The 19,266-nt window shown below is 64.8% G+C and carries 20 protein-coding genes; 10 read left to right on the top strand and 10 right to left on the bottom strand.

Translation table 11 applies throughout. The features are described 5' to 3' along the window. The first annotated feature begins 25 nt into the window (after positions 1-25). The 3 genes from HA052_RS03285 to HA052_RS03275 all read left to right on the top strand — a co-directional run bounded on the left by HA052_RS03285 (position 26) and on the right by HA052_RS03275 (position 2,014). Positions 26-691, top strand: coding sequence for an HD domain-containing protein (locus tag HA052_RS03285; RefSeq protein ID WP_166450749.1), 666 nt, complete (start codon positions 26-28; stop codon positions 689-691). A gap of 131 nt (positions 692-822) precedes the next feature. Next, positions 823-1,548 (top strand): metallophosphoesterase, encoded by a 726-nt coding sequence (locus tag HA052_RS03280; RefSeq protein WP_166450748.1) that lies wholly within the window; start codon positions 823-825, stop codon positions 1,546-1,548. A 70-nt stretch (positions 1,549-1,618) separates the two neighbouring features. Beyond that, positions 1,619-2,014 carry a hypothetical protein gene (locus tag HA052_RS03275; RefSeq protein WP_166450747.1) on the top strand — a complete coding sequence of 132 codons (396 nt, stop codon included), beginning with the start codon at positions 1,619-1,621 and terminating at the stop codon, positions 2,012-2,014. Positions 2,015-2,063: 49 nt separating this feature from the next. Here the strand turns inward: HA052_RS03275 and HA052_RS03270 are convergent, their stop codons facing one another. Both HA052_RS03270 and apaG read right to left on the bottom strand, forming a co-directional pair. Beyond that, positions 2,064-3,857, bottom strand: coding sequence for an ABCB family ABC transporter ATP-binding protein/permease (locus HA052_RS03270; RefSeq protein ID WP_166450746.1), 1,794 nt, complete (start codon positions 3,855-3,857; stop codon positions 2,064-2,066). A 324-nt stretch (positions 3,858-4,181) separates the two neighbouring features. Next, a complete protein-coding gene (gene apaG, locus HA052_RS03265; RefSeq protein ID WP_019101389.1) occupies positions 4,182-4,562 on the bottom strand; it encodes a Co2+/Mg2+ efflux facilitator ApaG/CorD in 381 nt (126 codons plus the stop codon). A 107-nt stretch (positions 4,563-4,669) separates the two neighbouring features. On the opposite strand from apaG, the gene rpe reads away from it, so the two are divergent. The 4 genes from rpe (at position 4,670) to trpE (ending at position 8,652) form a co-directional block, all read left to right on the top strand. Further along, on the top strand, positions 4,670-5,350 hold the full coding sequence (rpe, locus tag HA052_RS03260) for a ribulose-phosphate 3-epimerase (RefSeq protein ID WP_166450745.1): 681 nt from the start codon (positions 4,670-4,672) through the stop codon (positions 5,348-5,350). Positions 5,351-5,379: 29 nt separating this feature from the next. Next, positions 5,380-6,135: an SDR family oxidoreductase gene (locus HA052_RS03255; protein WP_166450744.1), complete on the top strand. Its 756-nt coding sequence runs from the start codon at positions 5,380-5,382 to the stop codon at positions 6,133-6,135. A gap of 246 nt (positions 6,136-6,381) precedes the next feature. Beyond that, positions 6,382-7,050, top strand: a complete 669-nt coding sequence (locus HA052_RS03250) for a phosphoglycolate phosphatase (RefSeq protein ID WP_166450743.1) — start codon at positions 6,382-6,384, stop codon at positions 7,048-7,050. Between the two features lie 138 nt (positions 7,051-7,188). Beyond that, on the top strand, positions 7,189-8,652 hold the full coding sequence (gene trpE, locus HA052_RS03245; RefSeq protein ID WP_166450742.1) for an anthranilate synthase component I: 1,464 nt from the start codon (positions 7,189-7,191) through the stop codon (positions 8,650-8,652). A gap of 49 nt (positions 8,653-8,701) precedes the next feature. Here the strand turns inward: trpE and HA052_RS03240 are convergent, their stop codons facing one another. Further along, on the bottom strand, positions 8,702-9,511 hold the full coding sequence (locus tag HA052_RS03240; RefSeq protein ID WP_166450741.1) for a phytanoyl-CoA dioxygenase family protein: 810 nt from the start codon (positions 9,509-9,511) through the stop codon (positions 8,702-8,704). A 121-nt stretch (positions 9,512-9,632) separates the two neighbouring features. Here HA052_RS03240 and HA052_RS03235 point away from each other — a divergent pair, with 121 nt between their 5' ends. Next, positions 9,633-10,565: a LysR family transcriptional regulator gene (locus HA052_RS03235; RefSeq protein WP_166450740.1), complete on the top strand. Its 933-nt coding sequence runs from the start codon at positions 9,633-9,635 to the stop codon at positions 10,563-10,565. Between the two features lie 35 nt (positions 10,566-10,600). Here HA052_RS03235 and HA052_RS03230 read toward each other — a convergent pair whose 3' ends face one another. From HA052_RS03230 to arfB, 4 genes are all read right to left on the bottom strand, one after another. Then, on the bottom strand, positions 10,601-11,212 hold the full coding sequence (locus HA052_RS03230) for a 3'-5' exonuclease (protein ID WP_166450739.1): 612 nt from the start codon (positions 11,210-11,212) through the stop codon (positions 10,601-10,603). After that, entirely contained in the window at positions 11,209-11,415 is a 207-nt protein-coding gene (locus tag HA052_RS03225) for a hypothetical protein (RefSeq protein WP_019101381.1), read from the bottom strand. The genes HA052_RS03230 and HA052_RS03225 overlap by 4 nt, the downstream gene beginning before the upstream one ends. Before the next feature lie 75 nt (positions 11,416-11,490). Beyond that, entirely contained in the window at positions 11,491-13,113 is a 1,623-nt protein-coding gene (locus HA052_RS03220; protein ID WP_166450738.1) for a methyl-accepting chemotaxis protein, read from the bottom strand. An 82-nt stretch (positions 13,114-13,195) separates the two neighbouring features. Continuing rightward, positions 13,196-13,603 (bottom strand): alternative ribosome rescue aminoacyl-tRNA hydrolase ArfB, encoded by a 408-nt coding sequence (gene arfB / locus HA052_RS03215; RefSeq protein WP_081544746.1) that lies wholly within the window; start codon positions 13,601-13,603, stop codon positions 13,196-13,198. 167 nt (positions 13,604-13,770) lie between these two features. Here arfB and HA052_RS03210 point away from each other — a divergent pair, with 167 nt between their 5' ends. Then, positions 13,771-14,952, top strand: coding sequence for a GGDEF domain-containing protein (locus HA052_RS03210; protein WP_081544747.1), 1,182 nt, complete (start codon positions 13,771-13,773; stop codon positions 14,950-14,952). A gap of 1 nt (position 14,953) precedes the next feature. On the opposite strand, the gene HA052_RS03205 is transcribed toward HA052_RS03210, so the two are convergent. The 3 genes from HA052_RS03205 to HA052_RS03195 all read right to left on the bottom strand — a co-directional run bounded on the left by HA052_RS03205 (position 14,954) and on the right by HA052_RS03195 (position 18,280). Next, a complete protein-coding gene (locus tag HA052_RS03205) occupies positions 14,954-16,489 on the bottom strand; it encodes a thioredoxin family protein (protein WP_166450737.1) in 1,536 nt (511 codons plus the stop codon). Between the two features lie 194 nt (positions 16,490-16,683). Beyond that, complete coding sequence (locus tag HA052_RS03200) at positions 16,684-17,868, bottom strand: acetyl-CoA C-acetyltransferase (RefSeq protein ID WP_166450736.1); 1,185 nt, start codon at positions 17,866-17,868, stop codon at positions 16,684-16,686. Between the two features lie 10 nt (positions 17,869-17,878). Further along, on the bottom strand, positions 17,879-18,280 hold the full coding sequence (locus HA052_RS03195) for a MerR family transcriptional regulator (RefSeq protein WP_019101375.1): 402 nt from the start codon (positions 18,278-18,280) through the stop codon (positions 17,879-17,881). Positions 18,281-18,416: 136 nt separating this feature from the next. On the opposite strand from HA052_RS03195, the gene HA052_RS03190 reads away from it, so the two are divergent. Beyond that, positions 18,417-19,265: a 3-hydroxybutyryl-CoA dehydrogenase gene (locus tag HA052_RS03190; RefSeq protein ID WP_166450735.1), complete on the top strand. Its 849-nt coding sequence runs from the start codon at positions 18,417-18,419 to the stop codon at positions 19,263-19,265. Position 19,266 lies beyond the last annotated feature (1 nt).

Raw genomic sequence — 19,266 nt, 5'->3', positions numbered from 1 at the left:
CCCTGCCCCAATCCTTGCCGCCGCCATGAACGCCATCCTCCCCAATGCGACTATCGATGTCTGGCGCGCCCGCCTGATCGACCTGCTGCAACAACAGCCGGGCGACGACGACGGCGCCCACGACCTGAACCATTTCCACCGTGTCTGGGCTTGCGCCCGGCAGTTGCTGGACGCCCACCCCGGCGCCGACGCGCTGACCGTGCTGGCCGCCTGTTATCTGCACGATCTGGTCAACTTGCCGAAAAACCACCCGGAACGCCATCTGGCTTCGCGCCAGGCCGCCGCGCGCGCCCGCGCGCTGCTGGCCGCCAGCGATTTTCCGGCGGACCGGCTGGACGGCGTCGCCCACGCCATCGAGGCGCACAGCTTCAGCGCCGCCATCCCGCCGCAAAGCCTGGAAGCTCGCATCGTGCAGGACGCCGACCGCATGGACGCGCTGGGCGCCGTCGGCTTGGCGCGGCTGTTCTACACCGCCGGGCGCATGGACTCCGCGCTGGCCCACCCGCTGGACCCGCTGGGCGAGGCCCGCGAGCTGGACGACCGTCGCTGGGCGCTGGACCACATCGAGGTCAAGCTCGCCAAATTGCCGGCCATGATGCAGACAGAAGCCGGCAGAAGGATGGCGGAACTGCGGCTGCAATGGTTGCGCGACTTCCGCCGGCAGTTTTGCCAGGATTGGCGAACCGGCTAAGCCCGGACGATGCCGAACTCGGTAAGCCATTGATAGTCAAATCAAAACAATTCTAGTTTTGAAACTATCAACACAATGACAAAACCATGGGCATGGCGCAAAATAAGCGTACCCCACCCCCGAGTTCAAGCATGATTCTGAAGCTGCAACGCAATACCCAAGGCCGAGACTGGGCGGTTGGCGACATTCACGGCTGCTTCCGCCAATTGTCGCGCCTGCTGAAAATGGCCGCCTTCAATCCCGAGTGCGATCGTCTGCTGTCGGTTGGCGACATGATAGATCGCGGCGCCGACAGCGAAGCAGTGCTGGAGTGGTTGGCGCAACCATGGTTCTACGCGGTGCGCGGCAATCACGAACAGCTGGCGATCGACTCTCTGCTGGGCGACAAACAAGCCGAAGTCCGCCATGTGAACAACGGAGGCTCCTGGTTGCTGACGCTGCCGGCTCCTCAACGACAAGCCTGCCTGACCGCTTTTCAGCGCCTGCCATACGCCATTGAAATCGCCGACGCGGACGGCGGGAAAATCGGCGTGGTGCACGCCGACTGCCCGGACAACGACTGGGAGGCGCTGGCCTCCGGCCTCGCGAACGGCACGCTGCCGGAGACAGGCCGCAACGTCACCTTATGGTCGCGGGAACGCGCGCGGCATGGCCGCGGCGGCGTCGTGCGCGGCGTGGATCTGCTGCTGGTGGGCCATACCCCGCAAACCAGCGCCACCCGCTTTGACAATGTGCTGAACCTGGATACCGGCGCCGTCTACGGCGGCAAACTGACTCTGTTCTGCCTGAACGACTTCGTCGAACTGTCTCTGCCCAGCGAAGACGACGCTCTGCTAGGTTTCCACCTGCACGAATAGCGCGACGGTGGCGCGCCGCGGCCGGGATGGCTAGAATGCGGCGCTCTGTCTTTTATCCCAGGAGTTCAAGATGGCCAGCAAGAAAGCCGCGACCAAGCCCCAAGCGCAGCAACGCCAGCAACAGGACAAGCGCTGGAACGCCGCGGAACAGGCCTGTCGCGAAATCATGAGCTTGCTGGAGGCTTTGGAGCCCAGCTTGGCCGCACAGCAAACCTCGGCCCAATACGCGCAGATGGCGGCCGTGTACTACAAGAAAATCCGCAATGGCCGGGTGCTGTCCCCCGGCGACTTCAATCTGGCCGCCGACGTGGCCGCCAGCGCGCGCCGCGCCTTGCAAACCTTGGATCCAACGCTGGACTTCGCCTCCCTGCCGCAAACGGCCGACTGCCAGCGCATGCTGGCGCTGGCCGACGGCGTCTTGGCGGCGATGAGCGAGTTGAAGGCTGCCGGCCGCCGCCAGCCCTGAGCCTGTTCAAGACCCCACCACCGGCACGCGGCAAACTCTGAACAGATTCTCAGGCCTCGTCGGCCGCCGGCTGCTCGGTCTGCTGCAAGCGCCACATCTCAGCGTAGCGGCCGCCGCGCTCCAACAGTTCCCGGTGCGCGCCCTGCTCCAATACGCGCCCGGCCTCCATCACCAGGATCTGGTCGGCGTCGACAATGGTGGACAACCGGTGGGCGATGATCAAGGTGGTGCGGTTGGCGGAGATCTCCGCCAGCTCGCGCTGGATCGCCTTCTCGGTTCTGGAGTCCAGCGCACTGGTGGCCTCGTCGAAAATCAGAATGGGCGGATTTTTCAGAATGGTGCGCGCAATCGCCACTCTTTGCTTTTCTCCGCCGGACAGCTTGAGGCCTCGCTCGCCCACCATGGTGTCGTAACCGTCCGGCAGGCCACTGACAAAATCGTGGATGTGCGCGGATTTGGCCGCCTCTATCACCTCCTCGCGGCGGGCTCCCGGCCGGCCGTAAGCGATGTTGTAATACACCGTGTCGTTGAACAGCACGGTGTCCTGCGGCACGATGCCGATATGGGCGCGCAGGCTGTCCTGAGTCAGTTCGCGTATGTCGCGGCCGTTGACCAGAATCCGCCCCTGTCCAACATCGTAATAGCGGAACAGCAAGCGCGACAGCGTCGACTTGCCCGCGCCGCTGGCGCCGACCACCGCCAGCGTCTTGCCGGCCGGAATATCGAAGCTGACCTCGTTCAGAATCCGCCGCTTGCTTTCATAAGCGAAGCCCACCTGTTCAAAGCTCACCGCGGCCGCCGGCGCGGCCAAGACCGCGGCCTCCGGCGCGTCCGCCACCTCCTCGTTGGCGCCCAGCAGCACAAACATGCGCTCGATATCGGCCAACGAATGCTTGATCTCGCGATAGACAAAGCCCAGGAAGTTCAAGGGCGCGTACAACTGGGTAATGAAAGTGGCCACCAGCACCACGTCGCCCACCGTCATCCGCCCGGCCACTACCTCCCGCGCGGACAACACCATGATCAAAGTGACGCCGCTGGCGATGATCAGCCCCTGACCGGCGTTGAGCATGGACAGCGACACCTGGTTCTTGATCGCCGAAGCCTCCCAGGCCGCCAGGTTCTTGTCGTAGCGCTCCGCCTCATAGCCTTCGTTGTTGAAGTATTTCACCGTCTCGTAATTCAGCAGCGCGTCGATTGCCTTGGCGTTGGCCTTGGAATCCAGATCGTTCATGCTGCGGCGGTAAACGGTGCGCCACTCTGTCACCACCAGGGTGAACGCGATGTAGACGGCGATGGTGCCGAAGGTCACCAACGCAAACGGCCAGGCGTAACGGTGCAGCAGGATGGCGGTGACCATGCCGATTTCCAGCAGCGTGGGCAGGATGTTGAACACGGTGAAGTTGAGCAAAAAGCCTATGCCCTTGGTGCCGCGTTCGATGTCGCGGCTCATGCCCCCCGTCTGGCGCTCCAGGTGAAAGCGCAGCGACAGCCGCAGCAGGTGCTGGAACACGCCGCCGGCCACGCTGCGCACCGCGCCCTGGATCACCCGCGCGAACACCGCGTCGCGCAGTTCGCCCAGCACGCTTGACAGTAAGCGGGCGCAGCCGTAGCCGGCCAGCGCCAGCACCGGCAAGGCCAAGAGGGTGGCCGGCACCGAGAGTTGATCGACGATGTCCTTCAGGTACAAGGGCACGCTGACCGCAGCCACCTTGGCCAGCACCATACAGGACAGCGCCAGCAGCACCCGCCACTTGAACACCCATAAATAGGGCACAAGCGTCTTGAGGGTGGCGACATCGTTGCGACGGGCCGGAGCCGGGCCGGAATGGGTAAAACGCATATTCGGGATTGCCTGTTGCGTCAAGCTGTTCCAAAGTGAGAGTTGAGCTGTTTTGCAAACATCATCAACGCTCGCCAGGGGGCGCGGACATGTGGATATTATTGCTGGAAGCGGCGATTGCCGGCGGATTGGCCACCTTCATCGTATGGTGGACCTGGCCAAGGGAAAAATAACGCCGCCGGCTTTGTGAAGTCCCGGAGTCTGTTCAAAGGCTAGCGGCATGGAACACGGCTGACGGAAACGGCATGGTCAAGCAACGCATGAGCATGCCGGAGCCGGTTTCAACGCCGCCTCGCCAACGCGCAACGGACATTGAAGGGGCCATCAATGCAGCACGCGCGGCGCCACCAGATTCATCTCGGGGATTTCCGCCTCGAAACGCTTGCCGTCGTCGGCCAGGAACTGATAGCTGCCCTTCATTGAGCCATAGGGCGTTTTCAGATGGGTGGCGCTGGAATAGTCGAAAGACTGCCCCGGCTCGATGCGCGGCTGCTCGCCCACCACGCCCATGCCCCGTACTTCCTGCACCTGCTCGTTGGCGTCGGCGATGATCCAGTGGCGGCTGACCAGTTGCGCCGGCTCGCTGCCGGTGTTGGTGATGCGGATGCGATAGCCGAACACATAGATGTCGTTGGCCATATTGGACTGTTCTTCGATGTAATGCGGTTCGGCTTCCACTTCGACACGGTAGGTTTTTTCCGCCATGTTCAGCGCTCCTTTTGTTGTTTGTGCTTCATTTTATCCCGCCGGGACGCTTTTGGCGCGGTAGAATGTGGCCATCCCGTGTTCATCCTTGCCCAAAGCAACGCCCTATGCGCACTTTCCGTATCGCTCCCAGCATTCTTTCCGCCGATTTTTCCTGTCTTGGTCAAGAGGTTCGCGATGTCATCGCCGCCGGCGCAGACATCATCCATTTTGATGTGATGGACAATCACTATGTGCCCAACCTGACCATAGGGCCCATGGTGTGCGAAGCCATCCGCCCGCACAGCGCCGCGCCCATCGACGTCCATCTGATGGTGAAGCCGGTGGACAGCCTGGCCGCCGCCTTCGCCAAAGCCGGCGCTGACATCATCACTTTCCACCCGGAAGCCTCCGAGCACGTGGACCGCACGTTGGGCCTGATCAAGGATGCTGGCTGCAAGGCCGGCCTGGTGTTCAACCCCGCCACCTCGCTGTCCTACCTGGATCACGTGATGGACAAAATAGACATGGTGCTGATCATGTCGGTGAACCCGGGCTTCGGCGGCCAAAAGTTCATCCCGCACGCGCTGGACAAGGTGCGCGAGGCGCGCCGCCGCATCGATGAATACACCGCCAAGCATGGCGGCGAAATCTGGCTGGAAGTGGACGGCGGCATCAAGGCCGACAATATCCGCGCGGTGGCCGAGGCTGGCGCCGACACCTTCGTCGCCGGCTCCGCCATCTACGGCCAGGCCAACTATAAAACCGTGATCGACGCGATGCGCGCCGAGCTGGCCCAGCTCCGCTGAAGCCGGCCCTCTTCCCAGGAGCACAGAATATGCATGCCTTCATCGTGACCGGCGCCTCCCGCGGCCTCGGCCTGGCGCTGACCGAAGCCCTGCTTGCCGACGGCTACCGCGTCGCCGGCCTGGCGCGCGGCGCCGTGGACACGCTGGCCCCGCTGGCGCGCCGCTATCCGGAACGCCTGATCGCCCTAGACGTCGACCTCTCCGACGCCGCCGCGGTGGCCCCGGCCATCGTCGCCGCGGTGGAACAATTGAAGCCGGCCGATTGCGCCAGCCTCAACCTGATCAACAACGCCGGCGTGGTCACTCCCATTGCCCAGGCCGGCCATTACCCGGCCGAGGACGTGGTCCGCGCCTTGGCGATCAATCTGGCGGCGCCGATGCTGGCCACCGACGCGCTGCTGCGCGCCAGCGCCGGCTTCAAAGCCCGTCGCCGCATCCTCAACATTTCCTCCGGCGCCGCCGCCAAGCCCTATCCGGGCTGGAGCGTGTACTGCACCACCAAGGCCGGGCTGGACCACTTCAGCCGCAGCGTGGCCGCGGAACAGGCCGGCCAGGACAAGGCCGCGCAAATCGTCTCGCTCTATCCCGGCGTGGTCGACACCGACATGCAGGCCAGCATACGCGGCAGCGACGCCGAACAGTTTCCGCAAAAAGCGCGTTTCGACGCGCTGAAAATGGACGGCGAACTGAGCACCCCGGCCGCCGCCGCGCGCCGCATCGTCGATCACCTGCTGTCGCCGGCCTTTGGCCTACAAGCCGTGGTGGACATCCGCAACCTGGGCTGAGAACCTGTTTACGATCTGCTGCGCGTCGGCGATACGGCGTTGAAAACGCTTTCAGAATGCTCATGTACCACCTGTACATTCCGCTTCTTCAACCGTTTTCGCCTTGTCTCGCCTTAGCTCGCAAGATCGTAAACACGTTCTGAGAAGCGGTTCAAAACCTGCCGCGCGTAGCAAGGCGCGACACGGCAAGCCCGCCTTAAACTAAACCAAACCGGCGGCGGCCAAGGCCGCCGCACTGAAACGCCTATGAACCTGAAACACATCAAAGCCGTCGCCTTCGATCTGGACGGCACCCTGGTTGATTCCATCCCCGATCTGGCCGCCGCCGCCAACGCCATGCGCGAACACCTGGACCTGCCGCCGCTGCCGGCCCTGCGCATTCAGGAGCATGTCGGCGACGGCATCGCCAGCCTGGTACACCGCGCGCTGACCAATGAACGCGACGGTCAGGCCGATCCGGCGCTGTGGGAGCGCGGCTACGTCTTCTTCATCCAGTACTACCGCGAACACCTGAGCGACCACACCACTATCTACCCCGGCGTTAGCGAGGGCTTGGGCCTGTTGCGCGCGCTGCAACTGCCGCTGGCGGTCATCACCAACAAGTCCGAACGGCTGGCGCTGCCGTTATTGGAGCAACTGGGCCTGCGCGACCACTTCAGCCTGCTCATCGGCGGCGACACCCTGGCGGAAAAGAAACCGTCGGCGCTGCCGCTGCAACATGTCTGCCAGGTGCTGGGCATCGCCCCGGAACAGATGGCGATGGTGGGCGACTCCGCCAACGATGTGCTGGCCGCTCGCAATGCCGGCTGCGCCGCCATCGCCGTCAGCTATGGCTACGCCGACGCGGCGAGCCTGGGCGCCGACTTGGTCGTGGCTAATATTGCCGAACTATACGATTTGATGAAGAATAGCTGATCAGCTGATAACTTCTTTTACGGATGACAAATTCATGAACCAGCAAGGATACCGGCTTGGATGCCGATGGCGTCGCTCAATGCCTGTTTAACAAGCCGCATTCGACCTCACCACGACCACAAAAGCGCAGGACCCGCCATGACTCATGAAGAATTCAACCGCCTCGCCACCGCCGGCTACAACCGCATCCCGGTCAGTCTGGAGTTGTTCGCCGACCTCGACACCCCGATGTCGGTCTACCTGAAACTGGCCAACCAGCCCTATTCCTATCTGCTGGAGTCCGTTGTCGGCGGCGAACGCTTTGGCCGCTACTCCTTCATCGGCCTGCCGTCCACCACCCGGCTGCGAGTCAACGGCCAGCAGGTACAGGTGGAATACGGCGACAAAGTCATCGAGCGCCACAGCGGCGACCCGCTTGCCTTCATCGAAGCCTTTCAACAACGCTTCCACACTCCGTCTCAACCCGGCTTGCCCCGCTTCACCGGCGGCCTGGTGGGCTATTTCGGCTACGACACCATCCGCCACATCGAAAAGCGGCTGTCCGAAACCAGCAAGCCCGACACCATAGGCACGCCGGACATGCTGCTGATGGTGTCCGAGGAATTGGCCGTGGTGGACAACCTGTCCGGCAAGCTTTATCTGATCGTCTACGCCGATCCGGAAGTGCCCAACGCCCTGCTCAAAGCCGAAGCGCGGCTGGCGCAACTGCGCGCCCGCCTGCGCGAGCCGCTGGAAGCGCCCTTGTCCTTGCCTGCCCAAAGCACGCAATCGGCGTCCGAGTACGGCGAACAGGCCTTCAAAGACGCGGTATCCGCCTGCAAGCGCTATATCCACGACGGCGACATCATGCAGGTGGTGCTGTCGCAACGCATGCAAATGCCGTTCGCAGAGACCCCGCTCAGCCTCTACCGCGCCCTGCGCAGCCTGAACCCCTCGCCCTATATGTTCCTCTATCACTTCGACGACTTCCACGTGGTGGGCGCCTCGCCGGAAATTCTGGTGCGCCGCGAGCAAGACACCGTCACCGTGCGTCCTATCGCCGGCACCCGCCCGCGCGGCCAAACCCGCGAGCAGGACGAGGCGCTGGCCGCCGAGTTGCTGGCCGACCCCAAGGAAATCGCCGAACACGTGATGCTGATGGACCTGGGCCGCAACGACGTGGGCCGCGTCGCCGCCACCGGCAGCGTGCGCGTCACCGACAATATGGCCATCGAACGCTATTCCCATGTGATGCACATCGTGTCCAGCGTGGAGGGCAAGGTCGGCCCCGAGGTGTCGAACATCGACGTGCTCAAGGCCACTTTTCCGGCCGGCACCCTGTCCGGCGCGCCCAAGGTGAGGGCGATGGAGATCATCGACCAGTTCGAACCCAGCAAGCGCGGCATCTACGGCGGCGCGGTCGGCTATCTCGGCTTCAACGGCGACATGGACCTGTGCATCGCCATCCGCACCGCGGTGTTGAAAAATCGCATGCTCTACGTGCAGGCCGGCGCCGGCATCGTCGCCGATTCCTCGCCGGAAATGGAATGGCAGGAAACCCAGAACAAGGCGCGCGCAGTGCTACGCGCCGCGGCGCTGGCCCAGCAGGGGCTGGACGCCTGAGCCAAACGGCCCGCCATGGCGGGCCGTTTGGCATTCAACAGCTTCTTGCTCAGGCCGCCGGCCACAGCACCGGAAACCAATCCTCGCGCAGGCGCTGGCCCGGCCTCATACCGTGCTCCGGATACGGCGGCGAGGTGCGCCCCGGACGCTCGGCATAGCGCGCGTCGTCGCCCAGCCAACGCAAGGACAAGGCGCGCCGCCTACCTCCGCCGGGATTGCTCCGCGCGCCGTGCACAGTCCGGAAGTCGAAAACTACTGCGTCGCCCGGCTCCAAAGCCCATTCCAACACCTCCATGCCCGGCTCGCGATCCGGGTCCGGCGCGTCTCGATATCGGCGCGCGTCGCCTTGATAAAAACTGGATTCATCTTTCCAGCGCAGCGGCCGCACCCATTCCTCCCAGCGGTGCGAACCGGCGATCAGGCGCAGCGTCGCCTCATCCACCGGGTCCACCGGAATCCAGAAACTGACGGTCTGTTCGCCGTCGACGAAGTAATACGGGATATCCTGATGCCAGGGCGTGGGCTTGTGAGTACCGGGCTCCTTGACCAGCACATGCTCGTGGAAGAATTGCGCGCTGGCCGAACGCATCAAGGCAGCGGCGCAGGCCGCGGACGGCGACTCCCTCACCACCGCTTCGAATTCGGGAATCTGCCGCCAATTGCAATAATCCTCGAAGAAGGAGCCCGGCTCGCCCGCCGCCACCACATTGCCGGCGTAGGGGCCGGGCGCGCGCAGATTGCGCTCGATGCCGGCGGCGATGACGTCCACCCAGTCGCGGAACAGGCCGCGCAGGCAGACTGCGCCATCGCGCTGGAAGGCGGCGACGTCGGCGGCGGAAATCTCGGGGCAGGCAAGCATGACGTTCTCCTCTTGATTGATGCGGGTGGACGCCGCCACTGCGGGCGGCTGTCCTCACTATCGCCGCAAATCCATGCCAAAATAAAATAATATGTTTCGATTATCCTCCTCGGAAAAAACGATGAAGTTGACCCTGCGCCAATTGCGCTACGCGCTGGCCGTGGCCCGTCACGGCGGCATCAGCACGGCGGCCGAACGGCTGAACGTGTCTCAGCCGGCTGTGTCCGCCGCCGTAGGCGAGCTGGAAAACATCTTGGGCCAGGCGCTGTTTGTCCGCACCCGCGGCGCCGGAATGGCGACGACGCCGTTTGGCAGGCAGGCCTTAACGCAAGCGCGGCGGACCGTGGAAGCCGCAATGGCGCTGGAGGGGCTGGCCGACGGCGCGGACGCGCTAGCCGGGGAGTTGGCGCTGGGCTGCTTTGAGGACTTGGCGCCCTACTGCTTGCCGCCTGTGTTGCGCGCGCTGCGCGAACGTCATCCGTCTCTACGCGTGGAGGTGCGCGAATGCGGGTTCGACCTGATCGGCCCGCAGCTGCTTCAGGGCGGGCTGGACGCCGCCATCAGCTATGATCTGGCGCTGCCGCCCACGCTGACCTTGACCGAACTACGCACGCTGGCGCCTCACGCGCTGCTGGCGGTCGATCATCCGCTGGCGCGGACAGAGCGGGTAAGGTTGAAGGAGTTGTGCGAATGGCCGCTGCTGCTGACCGAACAAGCGCACAGCGGCCCGCATTTTCTGGACTTGCTGCGCATGCACGGGTTGCGACCGGCGCGGCTGGAATCGGTCCGCAGTTTTGAACTACAGCGCGGCATGGTGGCCCACGGTCTGGGCGTGGCCATCGCTTACACCCGGCCCAGCGGCGACCACAGCTACGACGGCCGGCCGCTGACGCTGCGGCCCATCGCCGAGCCGCTGCCGGAGCAACGCATCGTGCTGGCCTGCCTGCGCGAGCGGGCGGAGACGCCGGCCGTCGCCGCACTGCGCGAACGGGCGCTGGACTGGTTCTCGGCCAGGCCCGCGTTTGGCGTCGGCGCGCCCGGCGAAGGCGGATGAGACTTCCACCGCGTCTCGCGACGCGCGACAGCGGCTCAGCCGGCCTGGGCTTGCAGATACTGACTTATCTTGGCCGCGCTGATCTTCTGCATGCCGCACAACTGGCCGTGATCGGCCAGCCGCGCGCCGTAACGGCGGCTGAGCTCGCCCTGCAAATGGCACAACAGTTGCGCGGCCATTTCCGCGTCGGCCAGCGCCCGGTGGGCGCGGCCGGTGTCCGGCAAGCTCAGCCAGCGCGCCAAAGTGCCCAGCTTGTGGTCCGGCGCCTGCGGCAGCACCCGGCGCGACAACAACAGGGTGCAGGCGAAGTCCTGCTTGCGCCCCAGGCCCAATTGGGCCAGCTCGTAATCCCAAAACTTGCGGTCGAAGCTGGCGTTGTGAGCGGCCAGCGGCGTGTCGCCGACGAAGCGAGCCGCTTCGGCCATCGCCACCGCCGACGGCGGCGCGTCGCGCAACATCGCGTTGCTGATGCCTGTCAGGCGCTCGATCATCGGCGGAATCCACACGCCGGCGTTGATCAGGCTTTGATAGCGGCCGACGATGCGGCCGTCCTCCAGCAGCGCCACGCCGATTTCGGTGGCGCGGCAATCGCGCCCCGGAGACGCGCCGTTGGTTTCAAAGTCGATGACGGCGATGCGTCTACTCATTTCAGCGCCGCCCGCGCCGCCTCTTCCGGGCTCAGGCCGTCGTAGTACTGATCGGTGTACCACTCCGCCTGTTCCTCGATATGCTCCTGCGCCTCCGCCACGGTGGCGCCGGCCGCCACCAGGTGAGTTTCCACCTCGGCGCACCACTCCAGCAGCGCGCGGGTTTCCTCGTCCAACTCGTCTTGTTTTTGCTTCTTGGCCATGGCCGTATCCTCACATCGCTTCCGCGTGTCGAAAACTGCGCATTCTACCCGCGCAGGCGGCGGCGGCCAAACCGCTCACACCCGCATATGGCGGATGGATTCGCTCAGCTCGCCGAAATGACCGCGCAGTTGCACCAACTCGTCTTGCACCAGCTCAACCGAACGGCTGGTGGTGCCGGCGTGCTGGGTCACTTCGTCGACGTTGGCCAGAATTTGCGCGCCGGCCGCCTTCTGATTGTCCAGCAGCCGAGAGATATTGCGGATGCGCTCCTCCGCCACGCCGGCCTGGCGGCCGATCTGGTCCACCATGCCGCCCAGCTGCTTCACCAGTTCCACGCCCTGCTCCACCTGGCCCACGCCGTTTTCCATGCCGCTGACCACTTGCTCCGAGGTGGCCTGCAACTGGGAAATGACGTTGACGATGTCCGCCGTCGCCTGCGCGGTGCGTTCCGCCAGCGCGCGCACCTCGTCCGCCACCACGGCGAAACCGCGGCCGGATTCGCCTGCGCGCGCGGCTTCGATGGCCGCGTTCAAGGCCAAAAGATTGGTCTGATCGGCGATGCTGCGGATTGAATCCACCATGCCGCCTATCTTGCGGATGTCGCCTTCCAGCAGTTGCACGCTGTTGGCGCTGTGATGAATGGTTTGGGCCAGGTTGCCGATATTGCCCACGGTCTGCTGCACCGCCTTGCTGCCTTCGCTCGAGCATTGCCCCACTTCGCCGGCGATGCGCAAAGTGCTGTCGGCGTGCTCGGCCACGCTGGCCAGATGGTCGGCCAGTTGTTGAATGGCGCCGGCCATGGACTGCGCCGAATCGGTTTGCAGCCGGCTAGCCTGTTCCACGTTTTGGGTGAGTTGGGCGATCTCGTCGACCGAACCCCCAAGCGCGCCCGAAGTCTGGCCCACTTTGCCCACAATGCCCTGCAGAGTGTCCATCAGGGTGTTGAATTCGCCGATGGCCGCGCCCAGCTCATTGCGCCGTCCCACTTGAGCGCGGATGGACAAGTCGCCGCTGCGTTCGATGCGTTGCGCCGTGTCCTTGAAACGCTCGATGGGCGGCAGCACCGATCGCGCCACCCACCAGCACAGCAGGGCCATCAGCAAAGCCGCAACCAGCGCCGCCACAATGATGATCACGGCAGCCACGCCAACCTGCGCCACCGTGCTGTCGTTCTGCCGCCGCGAACCGCTGTCGATGGCGTCGGCCAGTTTTTCCATCTTGTCCTCCAGCAGCGCAAAGTCCTGCTGGAAGTCCTTCAACTTGGCCGTGGCCTGCGCCGGCTGGTCAAAGCCGGCGGCTACGATGGCGGCGGCCGCTCCGGTATAGCGTTCCACCACCGGCAGTATCTGCTGCAGCAAGGAACGGGCTTCGGGATCGCTGATCTTGTCCTGGTTTTCCTTCATCGCGCCGAGAAAGCGCTTGCTGTGCTCGTCCACGTCCTTGCGGATTTCGTTCAGCGCGGCCCGATCGCCGTTTTTCTGCGCCAACATCAGCGCCAGAACGTCGCCGTGCACCGCGTCGTGCATCATGTCGGCATCCATCTGCCGCCGCACCGCGCCCTGGCTGTCCAGCAACTCGTTGATGCTGCGCACCAGATGCGCCGTGCTTTGGTAGCCAACCGCGCCGATCAGCAGACAGGACACCACTACGCCGAAAGCCAGCAGCTGCAGCTGCGCCCTAATCGTCAAGCCTTGCATCGCGGCCCCCTTGCCTCAGCGTTAATGCCCACAGCATTAACACTAATACATTCCAGGGATTCCGCCGAAGCAATTGGGCCGGCTATAGATCGACTTTACCGCGTAGGGACTTGACCTCGCCACGCCGCGTCTTGCCGGCCAGCCGCCGCTGCTTGGAGCCGTAAGTGGGTTTGGTGGCGCGGCGCGCCTTGGGGATGTGACTGGCGGCATCGACCCAGGCCTGCAGGCGCTGCAGCGCGTCTGCGCGGTTCAATTCCTGGGTGCGGTGCTGCTGCGCCTTGATCACCAGAACCCCATCCTTGTTCAAGCGTTGGTCCGGCTGGGCCAGCAGCCGCTCCCGCAGCCATTCCGGCAGCGAGGAAGCCCGCACGTCGAAGCGCAGATGCACCGCCGACGACACTTTGTTGACGTTTTGCCCGCCCGCGCCTTGCGCGCGCATCGCGCTGAATTCCACTTCGCGCTCGCTGATCGGATACCGCGGCTTGTCCATGATGCAGACCAACAGTCAAAAGAGATAATTGTAGCGCACGCGCCGCATACCTTGGCATGGGGCGGCGTTTTATTTCAGAGTGAAATTGTATGGATATCAATAGACTGCTATTGTCGTGCGCTTGCCTGGCCGATACCCTGCCGGACGCTCTTTGCCCATAGAACACGATGTCATTTTTTCTCGACCCTCGGACAACACTGGCTTGCACCGCCGGCTACAGCCTGGTCATCTCCCTGGTCACCTTCCTGTTCTGGCAGCGCAGCCAACGCCAACCCGCGGTGCTGGCGCTCGCCATCGGCGGTTTGCTGGACGCGGCGGCCGGCATGCTCTACCTGGCGCCGCTGGAGCTGGACCCCGCCTTGATCTCCATCAGCGCCAAGCTGCTGATCCAGTTGGCGGCGCTGCACGTGCTGATCAGCATCGAGCGTTTTTACAAGCACTCCAGCCACTACAGCCTGCCCTTGGGCCTGGCCCTGGTCTTCATTCCTCTGCTGCTGTTCATCCACGACGGCCTCGCGCATTCGGCGCTGGCCCGTCACGCCATCTTCTCGCTGGGCGCTTGTCTGCTATGGGGCTTGATCGCCTGGCGATTGTGGCAGGCGGAACAGGATTCGCCGCGCGCCGGCAAGTCGCTGGCTTCGGCGCTGGCGGTGCTGACCCTGCTGCTGGAACTGACGCGGCTGGCGCTGGCGCTGTCCGCCATGCAGCCGGACATCGAAGTGGTTGGCCAGCGTCAGAACCTGCTGCTGCTGATGACGCAGTGGTCCGGCTACGGCGTGGTGGTGTGCCAGCTCTATCTGGTGTACGAACGGGCGATGGATCAGTTGTTGCAACAATCGCGTAGCGACAGCCTGACCCGTTTGTTGAACCGGCGCAGCTTCGACGAAGAGGCGGTAGCCGCGTTCCGTCTAGCCCAGCGCGAGCGGCGCGCCTTGTCGCTGATCGTGCTGGATCTGGACCATTTCAAAAGCATCAACGACCGCCACGGCCACCTGGCCGGCGACCAGGCGCTGACCGCGCTGGCGGACTGTCTGCGCCGACAAGCGCGGCAGACGGACCTGATCGGCCGCCACGGCGGCGAAGAGTTCTGCATTCTGCTGCCGGATACCGGCCGAGAACAGGCGGGCCAGGTGGCGGAGCGGCTGCGCGCCGCCATCGCCCGCATCGAATTGCCGCTGCCGGACGCCGGCGCGCGGCTGCGCTTCACCGCCAGCCTGGGCGTGGCCTGCCTGAACAGCAGCCACGCCTCACTGGAAAGCCTGTTCTGCGAGGCCGACGCCATGCTCTACCAAGCCAAGCATCATGGCCGCGACAAGGTGATGCTGTCGGCGCTGCCGGTCGCCGGCTGACTCAAGAGCGAGCGGACTGCGCCAGGCCCTCGCAAACAGGCTTTTGCGGATCGCCTGCCGGCAGCTTGCCGCACACCTCGTCCAGCTGTCCGGCCAGCCGCGCCAGCGCCGCCGCCTGCTGTTGCTGCCGGCTCCAGGCCTTGAGCCGATTCACCGCTTTTTCCAGCGAGCGCCGATTGCGCTCGTAGAAGGCGCTGGGCGTACCGCCCGCTTCCTTGAAAATGGCGCTGGCGGTGCTCTCTATCCGTTTCTCGTCCCCCGGAGCCAACTCAATCGCCCCGCTCAGATAGCTGACGCCCCATTGCAGGCGCGTGGCCGGACCGTTGGCGGCTTCATAGGCCTGACGATACCAATCCAACGCCGCGGCCTTGTCCCCTCGCTGCTTGGCGTTGGAAGCCAGGATCAACATGTGGTAATACGGCGCGTGGGAGCGGCCCAACTCTGCCTTCAGCAGCGCGTCGGACTCGTCCAGCCAGCCCGCTTGCGTCAGCAGGTCCGCGCCGGCGGTGATCACCGCTTGGCGTTCGTAGGGATTTCCGGTGGCCTTGTCCGCCGCCGCCACTCGCTGTTTGACCTCCTCGCGCAAGGACCGCGGCAGCTCGCCCTTGGGCTGGCTCAAACGCGCCAGCGCCAGCCGCGACGACAAGGCGCCCAGGCGATCCGCGGTGGACAAGCTGGCGTCCACGGCTAGTTTGTCCAGGGCGGCGTCCCATTGCGCCGTCAACGCCTGACGCTCCGCCTCGTCCGCGCTCAGCACCTTGACGATGTCGGCGGCGCTGTTGATCAGGATGTCTGCGTTGACGCGCGGCTGAGCCAAGGCGGCGCGCGCGACGGCCAGCCCTTGCGCGCGGTCCGTCACCGGCGTCTCCTCGCCGGCCGCGGCGGCTAGCGCTTTCAACTTCAGCCTCAAGGCGGTGCCCGCCGGTCGCGCCGGCGCCTTGTCCGCCAGCCGCGCCAAAGTTGCCGCCACTTGTTTCTCAGGCACGATCTGCGCCTGGTCCGTATCCCAGGAATAGTCCGCCAGCAATTGCCAGTCCCCGTCCGCCAACGCGTCGCCGGCCAGGGCCGACTGCAGCAAGATTTTCACCGGCCGCGCCGCCGCCAAGCCCAGTTCCAGCGTGCGCAGATAGCGCTCCGGGTCCACCTCGCCCGGCAGGCGGGTGATCTCCGCGCCGTCCGGCCGAAACAGAATCATGGTTGGGTAGCCGCGTACTTTGAACTCGCTGCCCAGCTTTTGCGCGTCCGGGCTGTCACCGTCCAGATAGACCGGCACGAACTGGCGGGTGCGGGCGATGAAGTCCTGTCGGTTGAAAATGGTGGCCTTGACCTGGTTGCACGGCGGGCACCATACCGCGCCCCAGTACAGGAACAGCGGCTTGTTTTCCGATTTGGCCTTGGCAAAAGCGGCCGGCACGTCGCCCTGCAGCCAGGCAATGCCGGGCGGCAGCGCGTGGCCGTCCACCGGGGCGGAGGCCGCTTCTGCCGGCAGCGCCAGGCTGGCGGCGACAAAAGCCAGCGAGATCAAGGTAAGCTTCATCGCAGAATTCTCTTATGGTTGGGTTATCGAACCATGCTAACGCAATTATCCTAACGTAATAAAGTGCGATAGCTTCTGTGTTTAGCAAGAAAAAATCCATTGCCGATCTCACCTGCCCTCACGGCAAACGGCCCTGACGGCGCGGCAGCCGACAGGGCCGTTTCATCAAAGCCGAATGCCGGCTCGCCTACGTTTCAGAGCAGTTCCAGCGCCATCGCCGTGGCCTCGCCGCCGCCTATGCACAAGCTGGCCACGCCGCGCTTGCCACCGCGCTGACGCAGCGCCGATAGCAGGGTGATGATGATGCGCGCGCCGGAGGCGCCGATGGGGTGGCCCAGCGCGCAGGCGCCGCCATGCACGTTGACCTTGTCGTGCGGCAGGCCCAAGTCCTGCATCGCCGCCATGGTCACCACGGCGAAGGCTTCGTTGATCTCGTAGAGATCGACGTCGCCGGCGCTCCAGCCCGCCCGGGCCAGCAGCTTGCGGATCGCCTCCACCGGCGCGGTGGTGAACCAGCCCGGCTCCTGGGCGTGGGTGGCGTGGCCGACGATGCGGGCCAGCGGGCGCAGGCCGCGGCGCGCCGCCTCCTCCGCCGTCATCAACACCAGCGCGGCGGCGCCGTCGGAAATGGAGCTGGCGTTGGCCGGCGTCACCGTGCCGTCCTTCTTGAACGCCGGTTTCAGCGTCGGAATCTTGTCGACGTTGGCCTTCAAGGGCTGCTCGTCGGTATCCACCACCTGCTCGCCGCCGCGGCCGCTCACCGTCACCGGAGCGATCTCCTCGCGGAACAGGCCGTCGCGGATCGCCGTCTGGGCGCGGTTCAGCGAGGCGATGGCGAAGGCGTCCTGGGCCTCGCGGCTGAAGCCGTACTTCTCCGCGCACCATTCGGCGAACACCCCCATCAGCTTGCCCTTGTCGTAAGCGTCCTCCAGGCCGTCCAGGAACATATGGTCCTTGATTTCGCCATGGCCCAGGCGCAGGCCGGCCCGCGCCTTGGTCATCAGATAGGGCGCGTTGCTCATGCTCTCCATGCCGCCGGCCACCATCACCCGCGCGCTGCCGGCGCGCAAGAGATCATGGGCCAGCATCGCCGCCTTCATGCCTGAGCCGCACATCTTGTTGACCGTGGTGCAGTTCACCGCCAGCGGCAGGCCCGCGCCCAGCGCCGCCTGACGCGCCGGCGCCTGGCCCTGGCCGGCCGGCAGCACGCAACCGACGATGGCTTCGTCGATGTCCGCCGCCGGCACGCCGGCGCGCTCCACCGCGGCCTGGATCGCCGCCGCGCCCAGCTCCGCCGCCGTCTTGGCCGCCAAAGCGCCCTGGAAGCCGCCCATGGCGGTGCGCGCCATGCCCACGATCACGATGTCTTGCTGTTGCATTGCTCACTCCTCAAGTCGATTGCCGGGCATCCGCGCCGCGCTTGTCCAGCGTTTTCTCGCACTGATGCCGCAATTGGGAAATTTCGCTCAATACCACCTTGATGTCTTCCATCTGCTCCAGCAGCTGCTGTTCCTTGCGTTGCAGGATGCGGATGAATTCATGCAGCTGCGGCGCGTCGTCGCTGGCCGCGTCGTAGAGCGCGAACAGCTCGCGGATTTCCTGCAGGGACAGGCCGATGCGCTTGCCGCGCAGAATCAGCATCAGCCGCACCCGGTCGCGCCGGCTGTAGATGCGGCGCTGCCCCGCCCGCAGCGGCTCCAGCAATTGCTGGTCTTCGTAAAAGCGGATGGTGCGCGTGGTCACGTCGAACTCCTGCGCCAATTCGGTAATGCTGTAGGTCTGCTCCGCCATCTTCCTCTCCCGCCTCCCCGGCGCCGCCGGACCATTCGCGCAACATTCGCCGTTGCGCTTGTCATTGTTGATTGACGTTAACGTAAACGTCAAGCTATCTTGAATACAGCATAGAGCAAATAGTCGAGGAAACAACATGCAAGCCAAAATCGCAGTGGTGGGCGCCGGCACCATGGGCAACGGCATCGCCCAGGTCTTCGCCAGCCACGGTTACGAAGTGCGCCTGGCCGACGTCAGCCAAGCCGCGCTGGACAAGGGCCTGGCCGCCGTCGCCTCCAGCCTGGCGCGCCTGGTGAAGAAGGATCAGCTGGCCGAGGCCGACGTCCCCGCCATTCTCGCCCGCATCCAAACCACCACCCGCCTGGCCGATCTGGCCGACCGCGATCTGGTAGTAGAAGCCGCCACCGAGAACGCCGCCGTCAAGGAAAGCATCTTCCGCGAACTGGCCGCCGTGGTGCGCCCGGACGCGGTGCTGGCGTCCAATACCTCGTCGATTTCACTGACCCGCATCGCCAGCTGGGTCAGCCAGCCGGAACGCGTGGTAGGCATGCACTTCATGAACCCGGTGCCAGTGATGCAGTTGGTGGAGATCATCCGCGCACTGCAAACCGGCGACGCCGCCTACCGGCTGGTCTACGAATTGAGCCAGGCGCTGGGCAAGACCCCGGTCACGGTCAAGGACGCCGCCGGCTTCGTTTCCAACCGCGTGCTGATGCCGATGATCAACGAGGCCGCCTTCACGCTGCACGAAAACCTGGCCAGCGCCGAGGACATCGACACCGTGATGAAGCTGGGCATGAACCACCCCATCGGCCCGCTGGCCTTGGCGGACCTGATCGGCCTGGACACCTGCCTGTCCATCATGGACATCCTCTACACCGAATTCCGCGACAGCAAATACCGCGCCTGCCCGCTGCTGGCCCAACTGGTGCAGGCCGGCCACCTGGGCCGCAAGAGCGGCAAGGGCTTTTACAGCTACGCCTGAG

It is taken from the genome of Chromobacterium fluminis, from assembly GCF_011602385.1.
Lineage (GTDB): Bacteria > Pseudomonadota > Gammaproteobacteria > Burkholderiales > Chromobacteriaceae > Chromobacterium > Chromobacterium fluminis.
Note: the sequence above shows the minus strand (reverse complement) of the source record. Positions and strands in the feature narration are given on the sequence as shown.